The sequence below is a fragment of the Streptomyces sp. NPDC048275 genome (genome assembly GCF_040652275.1).
Lineage (GTDB): Bacteria > Actinomycetota > Actinomycetes > Streptomycetales > Streptomycetaceae > Streptomyces.
In genome coordinates, this window is the sequence record NZ_JBEZLR010000076.1 from 12116 (window position 1) to 31380 (window position 19265).

General features: G+C 69.0%; 16 protein-coding genes and 3 pseudogenes. 9 read left to right on the forward strand and 10 right to left on the reverse strand.

Annotated features, from left to right (window positions below; translation table 11 throughout):
• Nucleotides 1–259: 259 nt before the first annotated feature.
• Both AB0D57_RS33740 and AB0D57_RS33745 read right to left on the reverse strand, forming a co-directional pair.
• Nucleotides 260–484, reverse strand: a pseudogene (locus tag AB0D57_RS33740) (enoyl-CoA hydratase-related protein); the annotation flags it as partial.
• 178 nt (nucleotides 485–662) lie between these two features.
• Nucleotides 663–1298 carry a helix-turn-helix domain-containing protein gene (locus AB0D57_RS33745; protein ID WP_362081877.1) on the reverse strand — a complete coding sequence of 212 codons (636 nt, stop codon included), beginning with the start codon at nucleotides 1296–1298 and terminating at the stop codon, nucleotides 663–665.
• A gap of 68 nt (nucleotides 1299–1366) precedes the next feature.
• Here AB0D57_RS33745 and AB0D57_RS33750 point away from each other — a divergent pair, with 68 nt between their 5' ends.
• Nucleotides 1367–1822 (forward strand): SDR family NAD(P)-dependent oxidoreductase, encoded by a 456-nt coding sequence (locus tag AB0D57_RS33750; protein ID WP_362081880.1) that lies wholly within the window; start codon nucleotides 1367–1369, stop codon nucleotides 1820–1822.
• Here AB0D57_RS33750 and AB0D57_RS33755 read toward each other — a convergent pair.
• Nucleotides 1752–2057 (reverse strand): annotated as a pseudogene (locus AB0D57_RS33755) (SDR family oxidoreductase); the annotation flags it as partial. The gene AB0D57_RS33750 and the pseudogene AB0D57_RS33755 sit on opposite strands and share 71 nt — an antisense overlap.
• Nucleotides 2058–2086: 29 nt before the next feature.
• Between AB0D57_RS33755 and AB0D57_RS33760 the strand changes: the two are divergent.
• Complete coding sequence (locus tag AB0D57_RS33760) at nucleotides 2087–2218, forward strand: hypothetical protein (protein WP_362081883.1); 132 nt, start codon at nucleotides 2087–2089, stop codon at nucleotides 2216–2218.
• A 143-nt stretch (nucleotides 2219–2361) separates the two neighbouring features.
• On the opposite strand, the gene AB0D57_RS33765 is transcribed toward AB0D57_RS33760, so the two are convergent.
• The 5 genes from AB0D57_RS33765 to AB0D57_RS33785 form a co-directional block, all read right to left on the reverse strand.
• Entirely contained in the window at nucleotides 2362–4905 is a 2544-nt protein-coding gene (locus tag AB0D57_RS33765) for a glycoside hydrolase family 3 C-terminal domain-containing protein (RefSeq protein WP_362081886.1), read from the reverse strand.
• A 134-nt stretch (nucleotides 4906–5039) separates the two neighbouring features.
• Entirely contained in the window at nucleotides 5040–7604 is a 2565-nt protein-coding gene (locus AB0D57_RS33770; RefSeq protein ID WP_362081889.1) for a family 78 glycoside hydrolase catalytic domain, read from the reverse strand.
• 88 nt (nucleotides 7605–7692) lie between these two features.
• On the reverse strand, nucleotides 7693–8601 hold the full coding sequence (locus AB0D57_RS33775; protein WP_362081892.1) for a carbohydrate ABC transporter permease: 909 nt from the start codon (nucleotides 8599–8601) through the stop codon (nucleotides 7693–7695).
• A 4-nt stretch (nucleotides 8602–8605) separates the two neighbouring features.
• A complete protein-coding gene (locus AB0D57_RS33780) occupies nucleotides 8606–9490 on the reverse strand; it encodes a sugar ABC transporter permease (protein ID WP_362081895.1) in 885 nt (294 codons plus the stop codon).
• 96 nt (nucleotides 9491–9586) lie between these two features.
• Nucleotides 9587–10903: an extracellular solute-binding protein gene (locus tag AB0D57_RS33785; protein WP_362081898.1), complete on the reverse strand. Its 1317-nt coding sequence runs from the start codon at nucleotides 10901–10903 to the stop codon at nucleotides 9587–9589.
• Between the two features lie 244 nt (nucleotides 10904–11147).
• Between AB0D57_RS33785 and AB0D57_RS33790 the strand changes: the two genes are divergently transcribed.
• Complete coding sequence (locus AB0D57_RS33790; protein WP_362081901.1) at nucleotides 11148–12194, forward strand: LacI family DNA-binding transcriptional regulator; 1047 nt, start codon at nucleotides 11148–11150, stop codon at nucleotides 12192–12194.
• A gap of 34 nt (nucleotides 12195–12228) precedes the next feature.
• On the opposite strand, the pseudogene AB0D57_RS33795 reads toward AB0D57_RS33790, so the two are convergent.
• A pseudogene (locus AB0D57_RS33795) lies at nucleotides 12229–12540 on the reverse strand (MFS transporter); the annotation flags it as partial.
• A 169-nt stretch (nucleotides 12541–12709) separates the two neighbouring features.
• On the opposite strand from AB0D57_RS33795, the gene AB0D57_RS33800 reads away from it, so the two are divergent.
• Together AB0D57_RS33800 and AB0D57_RS33805 are read left to right on the forward strand one after the other, a co-directional pair.
• The gene (locus AB0D57_RS33800) at nucleotides 12710–13039 is read left to right on the forward strand and encodes an antibiotic biosynthesis monooxygenase (RefSeq protein ID WP_362081904.1); all 330 of its coding nucleotides are present in this window, start codon (nucleotides 12710–12712) and stop codon (nucleotides 13037–13039) included.
• Nucleotides 13040–13171: 132 nt separating this feature from the next.
• Entirely contained in the window at nucleotides 13172–13435 is a 264-nt protein-coding gene (locus AB0D57_RS33805; protein ID WP_362081907.1) for a hypothetical protein, read from the forward strand.
• Between the two features lie 27 nt (nucleotides 13436–13462).
• Here the strand turns inward: AB0D57_RS33805 and AB0D57_RS33810 are convergent, their stop codons facing one another.
• Entirely contained in the window at nucleotides 13463–14467 is a 1005-nt protein-coding gene (locus tag AB0D57_RS33810) for a LacI family DNA-binding transcriptional regulator (RefSeq protein WP_362081963.1), read from the reverse strand.
• Nucleotides 14468–14677: 210 nt separating this feature from the next.
• Here AB0D57_RS33810 and iolC point away from each other — a divergent pair, with 210 nt between their 5' ends.
• From iolC to iolD, 4 genes are read left to right on the forward strand one after another with little or no spacing between them, the layout of a single operon-like run.
• Nucleotides 14678–15631, forward strand: coding sequence for a 5-dehydro-2-deoxygluconokinase (gene iolC / locus AB0D57_RS33815; protein WP_362081966.1), 954 nt, complete (start codon nucleotides 14678–14680; stop codon nucleotides 15629–15631).
• Nucleotides 15621–16493, forward strand: a complete 873-nt coding sequence (locus tag AB0D57_RS33820; protein WP_362081910.1) for an aldolase — start codon at nucleotides 15621–15623, stop codon at nucleotides 16491–16493. The genes iolC and AB0D57_RS33820 overlap by 11 nt, the downstream gene beginning before the upstream one ends.
• Entirely contained in the window at nucleotides 16490–17368 is an 879-nt protein-coding gene (gene iolB, locus AB0D57_RS33825; RefSeq protein ID WP_362081913.1) for a 5-deoxy-glucuronate isomerase, read from the forward strand. Before AB0D57_RS33820 ends, iolB begins: the two co-directional genes overlap by 4 nt.
• Entirely contained in the window at nucleotides 17368–19251 is a 1884-nt protein-coding gene (iolD, locus tag AB0D57_RS33830) for a 3D-(3,5/4)-trihydroxycyclohexane-1,2-dione acylhydrolase (decyclizing) (protein ID WP_362081916.1), read from the forward strand. Before iolB ends, iolD begins: the two co-directional genes overlap by 1 nt.
• Nucleotides 19252–19265: the final 14 nt, after the last annotated feature.

The window sequence follows — 19265 nt, forward strand, 5'->3', positions numbered from 1 at the left end:
GACGGCGGGGGCGGGGCCGCACATCGCGGCCCCGCCCCCGCTTGCCGTTCGCCGATGTCGCGGGTCCGCTCGGAGAGATGGCGCAGCTCCTCGATGACGGGGGTCAGTTGGACGGGTGTGGCGGGTATCTCGGCGGCGGGGGCGAGCTTGCGCATCTTCTCCTGCACGGCGAAGACCCCGACCGCGAGTTCACGGTACTCCCGGGTGCATGCAGGGCCCACTCCCTTCGACCTGGCCGGAACCGGCTCTCCCCGAACGCTTACCGGTGGCGGAACTCGGGCGGCCGCTTGTCGGCGAAGGCTGCCATGCCCTCTTTCTGGTCGGCGGTGGCGAACACCGCGTGGAACAGGCGTCGTTCGAAGCGGAGGCCCTCGGTGAGCGTCGTCTCGAAGGCCCGGCCGACCGCTTCCTTGGCCATCATCGCCACCGGCAGCGACTTGCCGGCGACGGTCTCGGCGACCGCGAGCGCCTCGCCGAGCAGGTCGGGCGGGCACCGCAGCTTCTTCAGCTTCCTGGCCGCCGCCTGGGCCATGTGATCCAGAACGTAGTGAAGGGGACGATCTCGGTGGCCATCTCGCCCTCGCCGAGACGTCGTGGGTCGCGGCTGCGCGATCGACTTGGCGGGCGTCGGTCGCTTCAGGTGATTGCTCGGAGGGTCTTTCTCACGCCTCCGGGGCGGTATCGACGATGTCATCACCGAAGGCGGCAGCGAGCGCCTTCGCGATCAGGTCGGGCAACTCGGTCCGCCCGTCGCCCTCGGCCCAGCGCACCAATGCCGTGTGCATGGCGGCCAGGCAGGCACTGGCCGCCGCGTGTGCGTGGAACGCCGTATCGGGATCGGTGGCATCACCCCCGAGGGCGTCGACGATCGCCTGCTGAAGGGCGTAGTGGTTGTCCAGGTGCTTGGCGCGCAAGGCCGGCGTCGAGATCATCAGCCGGAGGCGGGCGAGCAGGAACTGCTCGCCCGCGGTCAGGTCGTCTCCGTGGCCGTCACTGGTCAACGTCGCGGCCGAGTCGATGAGTGCGCTGCCGATGCGGCGGACCAGGGGCTGCGCGGCGGACGACGCGATGATCCGCTCGGCGACGAGCCGACCGTTCTGGTCGACGAGCACGAGGTCTTCCTTTGTGGGGAAGTGCCGGTACACGGTCATGGGCGACACGCCCGCGGCTTCGGCGACGTCGGTCACGGTCGTGGCGTCGTATCCGCGCTCGGTGAACAGCCGCACAGCGTGTGCCTGAATCGTGCGCTGTGTCTCGGCTCGCCGTTGTTCTCGCAGTGTTGAGTGCTGGTCTGGCATGTGATAGACCCTACCGGAGTGGTAGTGGCTACCAGATTGGTAGTCACTAACATCATGGGGTGGTGGACATGAGTGATCTGACCAGCAGGACGGCTCTCGTGACTGGAGCATCGCGCGGCATCGGGCAGGCGATCGCGGCCCGGCTGGCGGCAAAGGGGGCAGTGGTCATCGTGCATTTCGGCACGGACGAGGACGGTGCGACGTCGACGGTCGAAGAGATCGAACGTAACGGCGGAACCGCGCTCGCCGTCGGGGCAGAGCTGGGCGTGGATGACGACGTCGAGACGCTCTTCGCGGGAGTCGAGGCCGGTCTGGCTGGGCGGCCACTCGACATCCTGGTCAACAACGCGGCGGCTGCGCCTGCCGGCCCGCTCGGAGCCACGACGAGGAAGGAGTTCGACCACCTCTTCGCGGTGAACGTGCGAGCGCCGTACTTCATCATCCAGCGAGCATTAGGAACGCGACCACGTCGGCGACATCGTCGGGCCCGCCCAGCCGATCGAGCGCCGTCGTTCCAGCGATGAGTTCGGCCAGGCCCGGCGCTTCGAAGAACGATCCGTTGGTCGCCGTCCGAGTGGCGCCGGGAGCAACCGCGTTCACCGTGATCCCCCGGACCCCGAGCTCGTTGGCCAAGGTCATGCTCATCGTCTCGACCGCACCCTTCGTCATGGCGAAGGACGTCTGGGCGGGGTTGGCCATCCGGGTCGCCACGGACGAGATCGTGACGATGCGGCCACCGTCGCGGAGCAATGGCAGCGCAAGGACTGCCACCAGGGGATCCCTTCGTCATGCGAGTGGAGAGCGGCACCGGACTGCTCGACGCCGACTCGGACGCCCAGCAACTGGTCGTGTTCCTCGCCACGGACGAGAGAACGGCGCAGGCCGTCGGCCGGCCCCAGGGCCGGCTGCGGGCCATCTGACAACCCTCGGATCCGCCGGTCCGAGTGCCCGCGAACCGTGGGCGCTCACCCGGTGGGCACCAGCGTCATGGGCCGGCCTCCGAGCTCGGCGGAGAACCGGTCCGTGACCTGGGCCAAGGCATCGGCGGGGGGCGATCCAGGGGCTACTTGACTGTGATGCTGCCTGCGAGCTTGATGTCGGCGGCGGAGCAGCCGACATAGACAGGGACCCTGCCGGTCGGGGTGATCCAACGGCTCGTGGACTCGTCCCAGTACGAGAGCCTGCGGCGGTCGATCTCGACCTTGACAGTCTCCCGTTCCCCGGCCTTCAGGGACACCCGGGCGAAGCCGGCCAACTGCCTCTCGGGGGTGGCCGTCCTGGTCGGCAAGTGCCCGATGTAGACCTGCACGACGTCGGAGCCGGTGCGCCGCCCGGTATTGCGCAACTCGACCCGGACTGAGGCGGCATCCCGCCCGTCGGCGAGATCGATGCCTTCGACGCGCAGCCTGTCGTACGCGAAGGAGGTGTACGACAGGCCGAAGCCGAAGGGGAACAGCGGCTTCTGGTGGTGCTCGTCGTACCACTTGTAACCGACGTATATGCCCTCGTCGTAGGTGATGGTGCCGCCCACCCCGCCGCTCTTCGGACCCGTGTATCTGGACGGGCCCTGCTCCTCGTCGGCGGGGAAGGTGACCGGCAGACGGCCGCCCGGTTCGGTGTCCCCGTACAGGACGCGCGCGATGCTCGTGCCGGTCGCGGCGCCTTGGTACCAGGACTGGAGGACTCCCTTCACCTTGTCCAGCCAGGGCATCAGCATCGGGCCCGAGGTATTGAGTACGACCACGGTGTCAGGGTTGGCCGCCGCCACGGCCTCGATGAGCTGGTCCTGGTCGCCGGGCAGGCTCAGGTTGTCGCGGTCCACCCCCTCACCGGCGAAGTTGTTCACGAACACCACGGCGACGTCCGCCCTCTTCGCCGCTTCGACGGCCTCCGGGATCAGGGAGTCGGGCTGCCAGCACAGCTTCACGCTCGGGCCGTTGAAGCCGACGTCCTTCGTGGAGTACTCCACGGTGATCTCGACGGGCGTGCCGGCCGTGAGGCGGGTGACGCCCCCGAGGGTGTACTCCTGCGGTGCGAAGAAAAAGTCCCAGAGTGCGCGGGACCCGTCGAAGACCGTCGCCCCGTCGACGACGAGCCTCGCCGCGCCGGACAGCAGCGTCGAGAAGCGCACCAGGCCGGTGGTGGGCGGGGTCAAGGTGCCAGTCCAGCGGGCCGACCACTGGGCCGGCAGGCCGTCAACCGGGTTACCGTCGCGGAAGTCGACGTTCGGGGTGGTCGTGGTAGCGATCGGGTCTCCTCCGAAGGCTTCGCCCGCGAAGAACTCGGCGTGCAGCCCCGGCTGCCCGTCGGGGGTGGTGAAGACCGCTTCAGGGATGACCGGCAGCGCCACGTCGCCGTACGACCCCTGCGCGACGAGTACGCGGTCGGCACGGGTCCTGGCCTTGATCGCGTCCACGGCCGTGGTGAAGTCGCCGGGGGCGACGTAGGAGGAGCCCTCGACACCCGTGATGGCATCCTTGCCGGCGGGGCCGATCACGGCGACGGTCTTCCGCCTGGACAGCGGGAGGATGCCGCCGCGGTTCTTGAGCAGCACGGTGGCCTGCTCCCCCGCCACGCGGGCCAGCGCCTGATGCTCGGGCGTGGTCACGACGTCGGCCGGTGCGGGCAGCGGATGATCGAAGGCGCCGGAGGCAAAGAGCGCGTACAGGATGCGGCGGGCCGCGTCGTGGGTGCGCTCCTCGGGGATACGGCCGTCGGAGAAGGCCTCCTTCGGAGTATCCGGAACAAGCGCACCGGAATCGACACCTGCCTTGAACTCCTCCACCCGGTCACCCGACGGGAAATAGTCGGTGCCCAGGTAGCCCTTGAGGCCGAGATCCTTCTTCAGCGCGGTGATGATGTGCTCGTTCTCGCAGGCGTAGACGCCGTTGACCTTGGGATACGAGCCCATGACCGAGAGCGCGCCGCCCTCACGGATCGCCTGCTCGAAGGCCGGGTAGTAGACCTCGCGCAGCGCCCGCTCGCAGACCCTGACATCCAGGGAGTTGCGGCCGTCCTCCTGGTTGTACACGGTGAAGTGCTTGAGCTGGGCGATGACGTGGTTCTTCTGGAAGCCCTTCGCCACAGCGGCGCCCATCGCACCGTTGACGAGGGGGTCTTCGCCGTACGACTCCGCCTCACGGCCGTGGCGGGGGTCGCGGTCGATGTCGAGGGTCGGACCGAGCAGGACGTTCCAGCCTTTGGCGCGAGCCTCGGCGCCGATCGCCCGCCCGTATTCCTCCGCGAGCGCGGTGTCGAAGGTCGCGGCCAGTGCGTTCGGTGCGGGGAAGGCGGTCACGCCCGTGTCGCCGCGCAGGCCGTCCGAGGCGTCCACGCGCGTCATCGCCGGGATGCCCAGGTGCTCAAGGGGTTTGGTGTCGGCGACTTCCACGGCGGTGACGAGGATGACCTTCTCGTCGTGGGTCAGCGCCGACAGCAGGGAATCGGTGCGCCAGTCCGGCGACTTGGCGGTGTCCCGCCACGGTTGGGCGGTCCGCTCGGTCCGTGCGGCTCCGAAGGCGGGGGTCCCGGTGGCCATGGCGCCGGCGGTACCCAGCACTGCGGCGGTCACGACCTGACGGCGGGTCATACCTCTGAAACGATTCATTACTTCCGTGCTCCTTCGGACGGGAGGTGAAGGTGCTCAGGGGAGGTGCTGGTGCTCGGGCGGTACTGCGGTGTGGTTCAGCAGTGGGGCTGGAACGGTGCCGAGCCGTGTCAGGTCGGCCCGGCACCGGGTCTTCAGGCGGCGTCCTGACGAAGGCCGCCGGTGTCGACGACATGGTCGCCGGGACCCACGTCCAGTGGCTCGCGGCCGGGGAGTTCCACCGTCCCCCGGCATCCCTCGGGCACCGTGACGCGGGCGGTCATGCCGGCCGCGGTCAGTTCCCAGGACAGGGCCGCTGTGCCGTACGGGGTCTCGTGGCGGGTGTTGGCCCAGGTGATGCCGCCCCCGGGGCGAGGCCGGAAGGCGATGGTGCGGTAGCCGGGCGAGGAGGCGGACAGGCCGCCTACGACGCGGTGCAGCCAGTCGGCGACGGCGCCGAGGGCGTAGTGGTTGAAGGAGGTCATCCCGCCGGGGTTGAGGGTGCCGTCGGGGCGCAGGCTGTCCCAGCGCTCCCAGATGGTCGTCGCCCCCTGGGTGACCGGGTAGAGCCACGACGGGCACTCGGTCTGCGTGAGCAGCCGGTAGGCGACGTCGAGGTGGCCGGTGTCGGTGAGCGCGTCGCAGATCAGCGGCGTACCCACGAAGCCGGTCGCGATGCGGGCGTCGTCCTCCAGGACCAGGCCGGCGAGACGGTCACCGGCGTACTGGCGCTGCGCGGGATCGTCGAGCAGACCGAAGGCCAGGGCGACGCAGTACGCGGTGGGGCTGTCACTGGTCATGAGGCCCGACGGCAGTACGTAGCGGCCGCGGAACGCCTGGGCGACCTCGTCGGCCAGCGTGCCGTACCGCTGCGCCGCTTCCGTGTCGCCCAACTCCCTTGCCGACCGGGCGAGGTGGCGGGCGGACCAGGCGAAGTAGCCGGTGGCTACGAGGTAGCGGTCGGTGCGGGTGGCGGCCGGGTCGTCCGGCGGGGCGCTGGGGTCGAGCCAGTCCCCCAGCTGGTAGCCGGTGTGCCACAGGCGGCCGGGTCCGGCGAGCCGCTCTATCAGGTCGACCCAGGCGCGGCCGGTGGCGAAGTGCCGGCGGAGCAGTTCGAGGTCGCCGAAGCGCTGGTAGAGCACCCAGGGAGTGAGAGCGGCGACGTCGCCCCAGGCGGCGCCCGGCTTGATGGGCGTCCACTGCGGGCCGCCGGGGATGACCGGCACGTACCAGGGCACGGTCCCGTCGGGGAGTTGTTCGACCGCCACGTCGGCGAGCCAGGAGTCGAGCATGCCCGCGCAGTCGTAGAGGAAGCTCGCGGTGGGCGCGAAGACCTGCAGGTCGCCGGTCCAGCCCAGGCGTTCGTCGCGGGCCGGGCAGTCGGTGGGGATGTCGACGAAGTTGCCGCGCATGCTCCATACGACGTTCTCGTGCAGGCGGTTGACCAGGTCGTCGCTGCACTCGAACCAGCCGGTGCGGCGCATGTCGGTGTGGTGGACCAGCGCGGTGACGGCGCCCTCGGGAAGGTCGCCGGGCCAGCCGGTGATCTCGGCATGGCGGAAGCCGTGCAGGGTGAACCGTGGCTGCCAGGTACGGGGGCCGTCGCCGGCGAGGATGTACGTGTCCGTGGCCTGGGCTCCGCGCAGCGGGCGCGTGGCCAGTTCGCCGTTCTCCAGGACTTCCGCGTGGCGCAGGGTGATGGTCGTGCCCGCCGGCCCGTCGACGGTGATGCGCAGTCGGCCGACGAGGTTCTGCCCGAAGTCGAGCAGGTGGCGGCCGTCGTCCTTGCGGGTGACCGTGACCGGGGCGACCTCCTGGGTGCAGCGCACCGGAGGTCCCTGCGGGGCCACGAGGGTGCGGGGGTCGCGGCTTCCCACGGCGACGGGAGTGCCGTCCCATATTCCTTGCGGGGTCGCCCAGTCGGGGTCGTCGGGGCGGGCGTCGAAGGTCTCGCCCTCGTACAGACCGCTGGTGAGGATCGGCCCGAAGGCGGCGGTCCACGACCTGTCGGTGGCGATGACGGTGCTGGTGCCGTCGTCGTGGGTGACTTCGAGTTGGGCGATGAGGGACTGGTCGGTGCCGTAGATGTTGCGGGTGCCGCCGTCAAAGCCGAGGAGGCCGCGGTACCAGCCGTCGCCGAGCCAGGCGCCGAGGGTGTTGGTGCCCTCGGTGAGGTGGTCGGTCACGTCGTAGGTGTAGTAGCGCAGGCGATGACCGTAGACGGTCCAGCCGGGGGACAGCGCGTCGTCGCCGACCCGGCGGCCGTTGATCTCCGCCTCGTACAGGCCGTGCGCGGTGATGTAGAGGCGGGCGCGCGCGACGGGTCGTACGAGGGTGAAGTCCTTGCGGACGCGGGCCGGGCGCCGGTCGCTGTCCGGATTCTCGGACCAGGGGGCTCCGACCGGGACGGCCGACCAGTCGGCCGGCTCCAGCAGGCCGGCCTCCACGACGCTGGGCGGGCTCCACTCGGACGGCTCCCCGGGCCCTGTCCACACCCGCACCCGGACAGTGACACGTTCGCGGGAGGCGAGGGGCTCGCCGGGCCACGGGACGAAGACCTGGTCGACGCCGTCGATATGACCCGTGCGGTGGACTCGGCCACCGCGGTCGAGCTCGATCTCGTACCCGTCCTGAGCACCCGCGCCGGACGGCAGCGACCACGACAGGCGCGGTTCGGCGACGCCGATACCGAGACTGTCGGGCAGGTGCTCGAACGACACCGGGGCAGGCTGAAGGGACATCAATGGGGGGACCTTCCGTGATGTGGGCGGTGCAACGACCGGCAGGGTGCGGGGAGTTGTGCGGGGTTCAGCCCTTGACGGCCCCTCCGGTCAGGCCCTTCATGACCTTCTGGTTCAGGAACAGGTAGATCACGAGCGTGCCGAAGATGTTGATGCAGATGGCCGCGAACAGCGGTCCGTACTGGGTGGCACCGAAATCACCGGTGAAGTTGAGCAGGCCGACCTGGATGGTGCGCAGGTCCTGGTTGTTGGTGAAGGTCAGCGCGATCAGCAGGTCGTTCCAGATGAAGAAGAACTGCACCAGGCCGACGGTCAGGATGGCGTTGCGGACCATGGGGATGCTGATGGTCCAGAAGGCGCGCAGGATGCCGGCGCCGTCGATGGTGGCCGCCTCGAACAGCTCCCGGGGCACCGTCTTGTAGTACGTGGCCATCATGAACACCGTGAGCGGCAGGCCGGTGCCGGTGTAGGTGAGGATCAGCGGCCACAGGGTGCCGGACAGCCCGGCCTGGAAGTAGACCGTGAACAGGGGCAGCAGGATCATCTGGGAGGGCACCATGATGCCCGCGAGGAAGATGAGGAGAGTGAGGCTGCGGCCCTTCCAGACCATGATCTGCAGGGCGAATCCGGCCGCGGTGCCGAGCAGGAGGATCAGCGCGAGGGAAGGGACGACGGCCAGCAGGCTGTTACGGACGTACAGGCCTATGTGGCCGGTGCTCCAGGCCTCGCTGTAGTTGCCCCACTCCCACGTCGTCGGCAGGCTCCAGGTGGAGTTGTTCAGGTAGTCGCTGTTGGACTTGAGCGAGGTCAGGAACATCCACAGCAGGGGGTAGATCTCGACGACGAGCAGCAGGCCGGTGACGACCTTCACCCAGATCCGTCCCGGGCGGCGACGCCTCGGCCGGGTGCCGGTCCCCACGGGCCCGTGGCCTCCGCCGCGGGCCGCCGCGCTCTTGAGGGGCAAGTCGACTGGCATGGCTTCAGCCCTTCGTGAGGTCGCGCCGCGAGATGCGGAAGACGACCAGGGTCACCAGCAGACACACCACGGTCAGCAGCAGGGCGATGGTGCTTCCGTAGCCGTAGTCGCTGTACGTGAACGACGTCTGGAACATGTAGAGGGTCAGCGGGGTGGTGCCGCTGCCGGGGCCGCCGTTGGTCAGGGCGACTATGGAGTCGAAGACCTTCAGCGTTCCGTTGATACTGAAGATCAGGGACGACATCAGCACCGGGAACGACAGCGGCATCACGATGTGGCGCACCAGCCGAAGCCCCGAGGCCCCGTCCAGGCGGGCCGACTCCAGCACCTCCTCGGGGATGTCGACCAGGCCCGCGAAGAGAAGGACGGCGTAGAAGCCCATCGACCGCCAGATGTCCATGACGACCAGGACCCAGAAGGCGTGTCCGGCCGTGCCGAACCAGTCGATGGACTCCAGGCCGACGGCGTTGAGCAGCGAGTTGACGGGGCCGGTCTGCGGGGCGACCTGGAAGAGCTTCTGGAAGAGCAGGCCGACGGCCACGGTCGGCAGGACGACCGGGAAGAACGCCAGCGTGCGCACGAGCGCGGAGGCACGCTTGAGGAAGAAGACGTACAGCAGAGCGAGGAGGTAGCCGGCGAGAACCTGTCCGATGGTCACGACGACGGCGTACTTGAGCGTGAACCAGAGCGCGTCGCCGACGGCCGGGTCGTCGAAAAGGCGGGTGAAGTTGGCGACGCCGTTGCCGGTGAAGCCGTCGATGGTGTTGCCCTTGGTGAAGGAGTAGCCCAGTGACCACACCATCGGGATCAGCATGATGAGGGAGTAGACGAGGAGGGCGGGACCTACCAGGATCGCGATGGCCCTGCGGTCACCGAGTACGCGGTGCATGAGTGGTGTCCACTTCTTTGGGAAGCCGAGCCTGTCGGGTGAGGCGGCGGGTCAGGAGCGGTGCGTCTGGTGCTCCTGAGCCGGCAGCGCCGGACCTCACGGACTGGACAGCGCGTCCTGCACGGTCTGCATGAAGTTCGCCGCGCTCATGCTGCCGCTCAGCAGGCTCGCCGCATTGGTCTGACTCACGGTCGTTGCCTTGGTGCTGAACAGGGCCTCGAACCACAGCACGTTCTGCTTCGAGTCCCCGATGGTCTTGCGGACCTGCGCGGTCAGCTCATTGGGGTCCTTGACGGGCGTGTTGGCCTTGAACCCCGAGATGGAGCCCTGGTCCTTCAGCGCCGTGCTGCCGTAGTTCGTGCCGATGCACTTCACCCAGTTGCCGACCTTGCTGTCGAAGGTCCTGTCGCCCAAGGTCATCGCCAGACCGACGTTGGACGGGTACTGGTCGATGGATCCCTTGCCGCCGGCGACCGCGGGGAACGGCATGAAGCCGACGTTCTCGGCGCCGATCTTGTCCTGCTCGGGGTCGGCGATGTTCATCAGGGCCCAGCTGCCCATGTACAACATGGCGGCCTTGCCGGTCAGAAACGTGTTGAACGACGTGTCGTAGTCGATCGACCCGACGCCCTTGCCGAAGTAGCCCTTCTTACCCAGGTCCGCGACCTCCTGGGCCGCCTTGACGTAGGCCGGGTCGGTCAGCTTGGCCTTGCCGTCGGCGACGTCCCTCAGCGCGTCCGGGCCCAGGCTGCGGTACAGGTAGCCGCTGACCAGCCGGGTGATCGGCCAGCCCTGCTGACCGGAGGCGGAGAACGGCTGGATGCCCTTCGACTCCAGCTTGGCCGCGGCGGACACCAGCTCGTCCCAGGTGGCGGGCACCGACAGCCCGTTGTCGCTGAAGATCTTTTTGTTGTAGAAGATCCCCTCGATGTTGTACTCGTACGGCAGCACCTCGAGCTTGCCGTCGTAGAGCGCCTTGATGGTGGAGACGGCGGAGGGCTCGATCTGGTCGTAGACGCCCAGATCCGTCAGCTTCTTCTCCAGGTCGGCGATCTTGCCTGACTTGTAGAGCTGATCGGTCAGAGCCGGGGCGTTCCCCGCCGCGAACTGCACCGGCAGGGCGTTCTGGCCGGCCAGCAGTTGCAGCTTCTGGTCCAGGCTCGTCTGCGGGACGGTGTCCACCTTCAGCGGCAGCGCCTTGTTCTCCGCTGCGCACGCGCCCTTCGACAACGTGCCCAGGGCCGTCTTCACCGTGGCGTTCTCGACGTTCGTGAGATAGCTGAAGTTCTTGGGCGACGAAGCGGAGCCCCCACCCGTGCCGCCACATGCGGAGACGAACACCACCACGGCGGCGGCGCTCGCGGTCAGGCCGGTGATCCGTGCTCTTGAGGCACGGGACGAATCAACGATCACAGCTGGCTCCCTCTCGGCAGTGAAGCTTCAGGTACGGGGTGGCAAGGTCCAGGGCCGAGGGCCCGAACGGGAGACGTTTTAGATAACGTTCTCTATCCGAAGTGGGGACTAGATTGCACTCCACCCACTGTTGCGTCAAGACATAAGCCCGTAACCTCGTAGAAAAAAGTTCCAGGCCAGCGGCTTGCGCATGCCATCATGGAGAACGTTGTATAGATCACTGAAGACTCGGGGGTTGCCAGGCATGGGATCGGCGCCGAAGCAGAAGAAGCGCGTGACGATCACGGATGTGGCTCAGCACGCCGGCGTGTCCACCGCCGTGGTCTCCAGAGTGCTGCGCAACGCCTACGGGGTGAGCGCCGCGATGCAGGAGCGGGTCCGGGCCGCCATGGCCGAACTGGACTACCGGCCGCACGCCGCCGCCCGTGGCATGCGCGGTCGCACCTACACGATCGGTGTGCTGCTGGACAACATCCGCAACACCTTCTTCGCCGACATCCTCGAGGGCATCCGCGACCAGTTGCACGACAGCGAGTACACCGTGCTGATCGGGGCGGCCGGATTCGGTGCGGACAACCAGGCCAGAACCATTCGCGCGATGGCGGACCGCCAGATGGACGGCCTGATCCTGATCGCCCCCGGCACACCGCGCAGCGAAGTACTCGCCATGGCCTCCACCACACCCACAGTCGTCATCGGCCACCACGACAACGCCGACGTCCACGACTCGGTCGTGGACGCGGACGGCGTCGGAGCGGGGCTCGTCGTGGACCACCTCGTGTCCCTCGGCCACCACGGGATCGCCCTGGTGGCGTCGCCCGGAACCAAGTCGAGCCTGTGGAAGCGCACCCCCGAAATCGTGCTGACCGAGGGATATCTGGAGGCGATGGAACGCCATGGCCTGGGGGACCGGGCACACGTCTTCCACGCCGCCTACTCCGACGACGGCGGTTACAAAGCAGGGATGCGGCTGCTGGCCAGCCCTGAGCCGCCCACGGCCATCATGACCGGCGCGGACGTCGCCGCTCTCGGCGTCTACCGCGCGGCACACGAACTGGGCCTGACCGTGCCGGACGACCTGTCCCTCGCCGGCTACAACAACACCGCCCTCGCCGCACTGACGCCCGTACAGCTCACCAGCGTCGACCAGGCCGGCCACACCATGGGGGCCACCGCCGCGAAGATGCTCATCGAGCGGGTCGAGGGTCACCGCGACCGCGCCATGCAGACGACGATGACACCTCGCCTCGTGGTCCGCCGCAGCACGTCGGCTCCACGAACGGCGCCATGAACCGGAGGGCCGCCCAGCCGAACGAACTGTCGGCGAACGAGATCCAGATGAGCACCAGGCTGACGCCCGGGGCGATCAGAGTTGCGCCCAGGTAGTCGATCTTCACGTTGTCGCGTCGGAGGACCGGGAGGCTGATGAGGAAGCACCACCGCGAGCCCAGCCATGAGGTGTCGACGATGAAACCGCCGAGCAGCGGTCCGCCGATGGTGGACAGAGCCGTGACGCTGCTGAGGTAGCCGCTGTACCGGCCGCGTTCGCGGGGCGGGACCATCGCGGCGATGGCGATCTGGACCAGGGCCTGCACGCCGCCGACGCCTACGCCCTGCTGGGCGCGCACGGCGATGAGCCCTGTCCGCCCTTCCTCTGCCTGGACATCACCGACCTCGACCCGGACGCCGCCTGCACGCCCTTGCCGGCGGCATTCGCGGCGCTCACGTGGCCGGGCGGTGCCCAGCGGAGACACACCTGTACGAGCCGCTCCTCGCCTGGCGACCGCCGTACGGCAGGATGGGGACATGAGCGTCGTCAAAATCAACGTACTGACCGTCCCCACCGAGCAGCGGGAGACGCTGGAGAAGCGCTTCGCCTCCCGTGCCCATGCCGTGGAGAACTCCGACGGATTCGAGTGGTTCGAACTCCTCCGCCCCGTCGAGGGCACCGACAGCTACCTCGTCTACACGCGGTGGCGTGACGAGGAGTCCTTCCAAGCCTGGATGGAGGGCCCCATGAAGGCGGCCCACCAGAGCGGTGACGCGGAGAGCAGCGAGCGCCCCAAGCCGGCAGCGAGCGGGTCCACACTGTGGTCCTTCGAGGTCGTACAACAGGCTGCACCTACAAGCGCGTAGAGACTTCGTCGCGGGCGCCACCGTGCCAGTACGGAATCGCACCGGCACGGTCACCTGCCCCCTGACGCAGACGCACTCCGTGTTTGTCCGGCCGTCGCACGATGATCCGCCTGGGCGACGGGGCCAACTCGGATGCGGCGTCATGACGGCCGTTGCCTCACCCACCAGCTCAAGGAAGCAGTGGCCCTGGTCCGCGACGCCGCAGCCACCTCCATCGGCGATGGTCAGCCCGGCAGGCGAGAGCCCCGGACGGCCATCGCGGGGACACCAGGAGGCGAAGTCCTCATCACGCCCCAGTCCGTCGAGGTGATCGTGGATCCACATCGCTGTGGTGCCACGCGGGTTGCCGGCACGGGCCATGCGCGCGGGGAGAGCGACGAAGTGAAGCCGGTGTGAGAAGCCCCGATCCAGGGCGGACCCGTCCTACACCTCTCGCCCTTCGCGAGGCGGGCCGCTGGTCCCCCGTACCACCAGCTTCGGATCCAGTACCGCCTCCCTGAGTTCCAACTCCCCGTTCTCCAGCCGCTCCACGGCGAATCGCACCGCGTACTCCGCCATGAGCAGGGCATCCTGACGGACCGTCGTCAGGCCGAGCGGCATCAGGTGGGAAAGGTGGCTGTCGTCGTAGCCGACGACCGACACCTCGCCCGGAACGTCGACGCCCGCGCGCGTGAGCGCCATCAACAGGCCCGTCGCACAACGGTCGTTGCCCGCGAGGACCGCTGTCGGTAGGGGCTGCCCGCGGTCGCGCTCCGCGACCAGCAGTCGGCCCGCGTCGATGCCCGCGTCCTCGTCGTGGGCGCCCGGAATCACCCGGATTTCTTCAGCGAGGCCGTGGTGGCGCATCGCGGCGCGGTAAGCGCGGCGGCGTTCCACCGAGCCGGACTGACGGCCGCCGTCGATGTGCACGATCCGCCGGTGGCCCAGTTCGATCAGATGGTCCATGGCCTGTCGTACGCCCTTGCTCTCGGCCGTGTGGACGCTGTCGAGGTGGGCGCCCGGCACCCGGCGGCCGACCGAGACGGCGACCGTGCGGTGCCCGAGAGCGTCCAGGTCGGCTGCGTCGGACCCCGGTCCCAGCAGGATCAACGCGCCGCAGCGGTGGCTGAGCAGGGCCTCGATCGCCTTGGCCTCGTTGCGGCCCGGAGCGTTGGCGGAGAGCAGGACCTCATAACCGAGGCGTTCGGCCTCCGGGTAGATGCCTTCGACGAGGTCCGCCTGGAACGACTGGTGGACGGTCAGCATCACACCGAGCGTGCGGCTACGGCCGCGAGCAAGGAGCCGGGCCGCGCTGTCGGGGCGGTAGCCGATCTCGTCGGCGACGCGCAGCACTCGCTCGCGGGTGTCCTGACTCGCTCCCGGTTGGTTGCGGAAGACGATCGAGACCAGCGCCCGGGACACCCCGGCCCGTGTGGCCACATCCGCCATGGTGGGGCGCTGCTTCCCCGACCCGTCCACCTGTGAACCCATCCTCCCGCGCTCCCCACCCCGTCAGCCGCTCACGAAATCTCGCGGCAACAACCTATTGACATGACATTTGGACAGAGGCCATCGTACTCGCACTAGAGCGCGCTAGTAGAGCGCGGCAGTCACAACTCGTCAGCCCGGGATCTCCGGAGCGAAGGGACAACCAGCGTGATGTCGTTCGAAGTGCTGACCATGGGCCGAGTAGGCGTGGACGTATACCCGCTCCAGACAGGCGTGGGGCTTGCGGACGTCACCTCGTTCGGGAAGTACCTGGGCGGCAGCCCCACCAATGTCGCCGTGGCCGCCGCGCGGCACGGACGCAGCGCCGCCGTGATCACCAAGACGGGCCGGGACCCGTTCGGCGACTTCGTGCGCAAGGCCCTCGAGAGCTACGGCGTAGACAGTCGCTTCGTCGGGACGTCGGACATCGCGCCGACCCCGGTGACGTTCTGCGAGATCTTCCCGCCGGACGACTTCCCGCTGTACTTCTACCGGCTGCCCAAAGCTCCTGACCTGGACCTACGCCCGGACGAAACGGACCTCGACGCCGTGCGCCAGGCCAAGATCTTCTGGATCACCGGCACCGGCCTGAGCGAGGAGCCGAGCCGCTCCGCCACACTCGCGGCCCTGGCGCACCGGGCCAAGTCCGGGACCACCGTCTTCGACCTCGACTGGCGGCCCATGTTCTGGCAGGACACCGCCGAGGCGCGTGCGTACTACGCGGAGGCTCTCCGGCACACCACCGTGGCCGTCGGCAACCTCGACGAGTGCGAGGTGGCCACCGGGGAGCGTGAGCCGTACGCCGCCGCCAAGGCACTTCTCGGCGCCGGTGTAGAACTGGCCGTCGTGAAGCAGGGCCCCAAGGGCGTCCTGGCCATGGACCGCGACGGCGGCGTCTGCGAGACCCCGCCCGTCCCGGTCGACGTCGTCAACGGGCTCGGCGCCGGTGATGCTTTCGGCGGCGCGCTCTGCCACGGCCTGCTGTCCGGCTGGGACACCGCACGCGCGGTGTCCTTCGCGAACGCGGCGGGCGCCCTGGTCGCGGGCCGCCTCGCGTGCTCCGACGCCATGCCCACCGAGGCCGAGGTCGACAACAAGCTGCGAGAGGTGAGCAGTGCGGTCTGAGAAGGTGAGCCGGATCGTGGACGCCAGGGTCAAGGACCCGGGTGCCATCGCCGCGGCGGCCGCCCGGCGCGTCAGAGCTTCGTCACCTCTCGGTGAGCACGGCAAGGCGATGATCATCGCCGCCGACCACCCGGCGCGCGGCGCCAACGCGGTGGGTGGCGCCCCGTCCGCCATGGCCGACCGCTTCGAACTGCTCGACCGCATGTGCACAGCCCTGGAACGACCCGGCGTCACCGGCGTCCTCGGCACCGCCGACATCCTCGAAGACCTGCTGCTGCTCGGCGTCCTGGACCGCAAGAGCGTCTTCGGCTCCATGAACCGGGCCGGGCTGGCGGGTTCGGTCTTCGAGATCGACGACCGGTTCACCGGATACGACGCCGAGACGATCGCCGCGATGCGCTTCGACGGCGGCAAGATGCTCACGCGGATCGCGCTCGACGACCCGGCGACCCCGTCGGTCCTGGAGAACACCGCGCACGCGGTCGACGAGCTGAATGACCGTCAACTCATCGCGATGGTCGAGCCGTTCCTCTCCACCTGGCAGGACGGGAGGATTCGCAACGACCTCTCCCCCGACGCCGTCATCAAGTCGATCACCATCGCCGCAGGGCTCGGCCGGCGCACCGCCTACACCTGGCTGAAGCTGCCGGTCGTCGACGACATGGAACGGGTCCTCGCCTCCTCGACGCTGCCCGCGCTGCTGCTCGGCGGTGAGGTCAAGGACCCCGAAGCGGCCTTCGCCTCCTGGGGCAAGGCCCTCAAACTCCCCACCGCACAGGGTCTGGTCGTCGGCCGCTCCCTCCTCTACCCCTCCACCGGCGACGTCGCCGGCGCCGTGGACCGGGCGGTGAGCCTGCTGTGAGCAATGGGAGCAAGTACCACCTACCCAAGGGGACTTCGGCCGAGGGCCCCTACGACCTCCTGGTCACGCCCGAGTCGGCGGACTGGGGTTGCTCCGGCCTCAGGATCCTCACCCTGGAGCCGGGCCAGACGCACCCCCTGCCGACCGGGGAGTCCGAGTTCCTGGTCCTGCCACTGACGGGCGGCTGCACCGTCACCGTCGACGGGCAGACCTTCGAACTCGACGGCCGAACAGGGGTGTTCACCTCGGTCACCGACTTCGCGTACCTGCCGCGCGCGTCGGAGGCCCTCATCAGCAGCGCGTGCGGCGGGACGTATGCGCTGCCCTCCGCCCGTACCGAGCGCGGCGGCCTCCGCGCTCGGTACGGGCGCAAGGAGGACATTCCGGTGGAGCTGCGCGGCGCCGGCGCCTGTTCCCGGCAGGTCAACAACTACTGCCTGCCCGGCACGTTCGAGGCCGAACAGCTGCTGGTGTGCGAGGTGCTCACGCCCGGCGGCAACTGGTCCTCGTACCCGCCGCACAAGCACGACAAGGCGCGCCCGGGCGTGGAGTCCGAGCTGGAGGAGATCTACTACTTCGAGGTCGCGGGCGAGGGCGGCTTCGGCTACCAGCGGGTCTACGGCAGCCAGGAGCGCCCGATCGACGTGCTCGCCGAGGTCCGTTCCGGCGACACCGTCCTGATCCCGCACGGCTGGCACGGCCCCTCGATCGCCGCGCCCGGCTACGACCTCTACTACCTCAACGTCATGGCGGGTCCCGGCCAGGACCGCGCCTGGCTGATCTGCGACGACCCCGCGCACGGCTGGGTCCGCGGCACCTGGGAGTCCCAGGAGACCGACCCCCGGCTGCCGTTCGGCGCCAAGGAGACCGAGTGATGGAAACGATCAGGCTCACCACCGCCCAGGCGCTCGTCCGCTTCCTGGCCAACCAGTACAGCGAACGCGACGGCCAGGAGCAGCGGCTGATCCCCGGCGCGTGGGGCATCTTCGGGCACGGCAACGTCGCCGGGATCGGGCAGGCGCTGCTCCAGGCCGCCGTCACCCAAGAGGCGGATCTCCCCTACTACTTGGCCCGCAACGAGCAGGGCATGGTGCACGCTGCGGTGGCGTACGCGAAGATGCGTGACCGGCTGGCGGCCTTTGCCTGTACGGCGTCCACCGGACCCGGCTCGACGAACATGATCACGGGTGCGGCGCTGGCCACCACCAACCGGCTGCCGGTGCTCCTGCTGCCCAGCGACATGTTCGCCACCCGCGCCGCCGACCCGGTGTTGCAGCAGCTGGAGGACACCCGCGGCGGGGACGTCACGGTCAACGACACCTTCCGGGCCGTATCCAAGTACTTCGACCGGATCTCGCGCCCCGAGCAGCTGATCCCGGCCGCGCTGGCCGCCATGCGGGTGCTGACCGACCCGGTCGAGACCGGCGCCGTCACCCTCGCGCTGCCGCAGGACGTCCAGGCCGAGGCGTACGACTGGCCGGTCGCGTTCTTCCGGCGCCGGGTCTGGCACATCGGCCGCCCGGTGCCGGAACCCCAGGCGATCCAGCGGGCCGCAGCTCTCCTGCGTACGGCCAGGAAGCCACTCGTCGTCGCCGGCGGCGGAGCCGTCTACTCCGGAGCGGAGATCCAGCTGCGGGCCTTCGCCGAGGCCACCGGCATCCCCGTCGCCGACACGCACGCCGGCAAGGGCGCGGTGTCCTGGGACCAACCCTGCGCGGTCGGCGGCATCGGCTCGACCGGCTCGTACGCAGCCAACGAGCTGGCGAAGGACGCTGACGTCGTCCTCGGCATCGGCACCCGGTACTCCGACTTCACCACCGCGAGCCACACGGTGTTCGGCAACCCGGACGTCACGTTCGTCAACCTCAACGTGGCCCGCCTGGACGCCGTGAAGCACTCGGCAGAGCCGCTGGTCGCCGACGCCCGACTCGGCATCGAAGCACTCGCGGGGGCGTTGACGGACTGGGAGGTGGATCAGGGGTACCGCGACCGCATCCGTCAACTCATCGCCCGGACACGGGAGATCGAGGACAAGTGCTTCGCCTCGGACCGCAACACCGGCGAGCTCCCCGCCCAGACCCAGATCCTCGGCGCCCTCAACGACGTCCTCGGCGACCGTGACGTCGTCATCAACGCCGCCGGCTCCATGCCCGGCGACCTGCAGCAGCTGTGGCGGGCGCGGGACCCGAAGGCCTACCACGTCGAGTACGCGTACTCCTGCATGGGATACGAGATCGCCGCCGGCGTCGGCGTCAAGTTGGCCGATCCGTCCCGCGAGGTCGTCGTACTCGTCGGCGACGGCTCGTATCTGATGATGGCTCAGGAAATCGTGACCATGGTCTCCGAAGGCCTGAAGGTCATCATCGTCCTCGTCCAGAATCACGGCTTCGCCTCCATCGGTGCACTGTCCGAGTCGCTCGGCTCGCAGCGGTTCGGCACCAAGTACCGCTTCCGCAATGGCGATTCGGGCCTCATCGACGGTGACGTCCTGCCCGTCGACCTCGCCGCCAACGCCTCCTCCCTCGGCGCGGACGTCCTGCACGCCGCCTCCGTGGACGAGTTCCGTACGGCGATGGAGAAAGCGAAGGCCAACGACCGCACCACCGTCGTGCACGTCGAGACCGATCTGTACGGCCCGAACCCGCCCGCGCACGGCTGGTGGGACGTGCCGGTCAGCCAGGCCTCCGCTCTGGACTCCACCCGCGGCGCGTACGAGACGTACGCCGCCCACAAGCTCACCCAGCGGCACTACCTCTGACAAGGAACCCCCAC

Bases quoted from the DNA above. Each gene is read 5' to 3' on its own strand.
- AB0D57_RS33745 (WP_362081877.1), bottom strand. From the start codon at position 1,298: ATGCCAGACCAGCACTCAACACTGCGAGAACAACGGCGAGCCGAGACA.
- AB0D57_RS33750 (WP_362081880.1), top strand. From the start codon at position 1,367: ATGAGTGATCTGACCAGCAGGACGGCTCTCGTGACTGGAGCATCGCGC.
- AB0D57_RS33760 (WP_362081883.1), top strand. From the start codon at position 2,087: ATGCGAGTGGAGAGCGGCACCGGACTGCTCGACGCCGACTCGGACGCC.
- AB0D57_RS33765 (WP_362081886.1), bottom strand. From the start codon at position 4,905: ATGAATCGTTTCAGAGGTATGACCCGCCGTCAGGTCGTGACCGCCGCA.
- AB0D57_RS33775 (WP_362081892.1), bottom strand. From the start codon at position 8,601: ATGCCAGTCGACTTGCCCCTCAAGAGCGCGGCGGCCCGCGGCGGAGGC.
- AB0D57_RS33780 (WP_362081895.1), bottom strand. From the start codon at position 9,490: ATGCACCGCGTACTCGGTGACCGCAGGGCCATCGCGATCCTGGTAGGT.
- AB0D57_RS33790 (WP_362081901.1), top strand. From the start codon at position 11,148: ATGGGATCGGCGCCGAAGCAGAAGAAGCGCGTGACGATCACGGATGTG.
- AB0D57_RS33800 (WP_362081904.1), top strand. From the start codon at position 12,710: ATGAGCGTCGTCAAAATCAACGTACTGACCGTCCCCACCGAGCAGCGG.
- AB0D57_RS33805 (WP_362081907.1), top strand. From the start codon at position 13,172: ATGCGGCGTCATGACGGCCGTTGCCTCACCCACCAGCTCAAGGAAGCA.
- AB0D57_RS33810 (WP_362081963.1), bottom strand. From the start codon at position 14,467: ATGGCGGATGTGGCCACACGGGCCGGGGTGTCCCGGGCGCTGGTCTCG.
- iolC (WP_362081966.1), top strand. From the start codon at position 14,678: ATGTCGTTCGAAGTGCTGACCATGGGCCGAGTAGGCGTGGACGTATAC.
- iolD (WP_362081916.1), top strand. From the start codon at position 17,368: ATGGAAACGATCAGGCTCACCACCGCCCAGGCGCTCGTCCGCTTCCTG.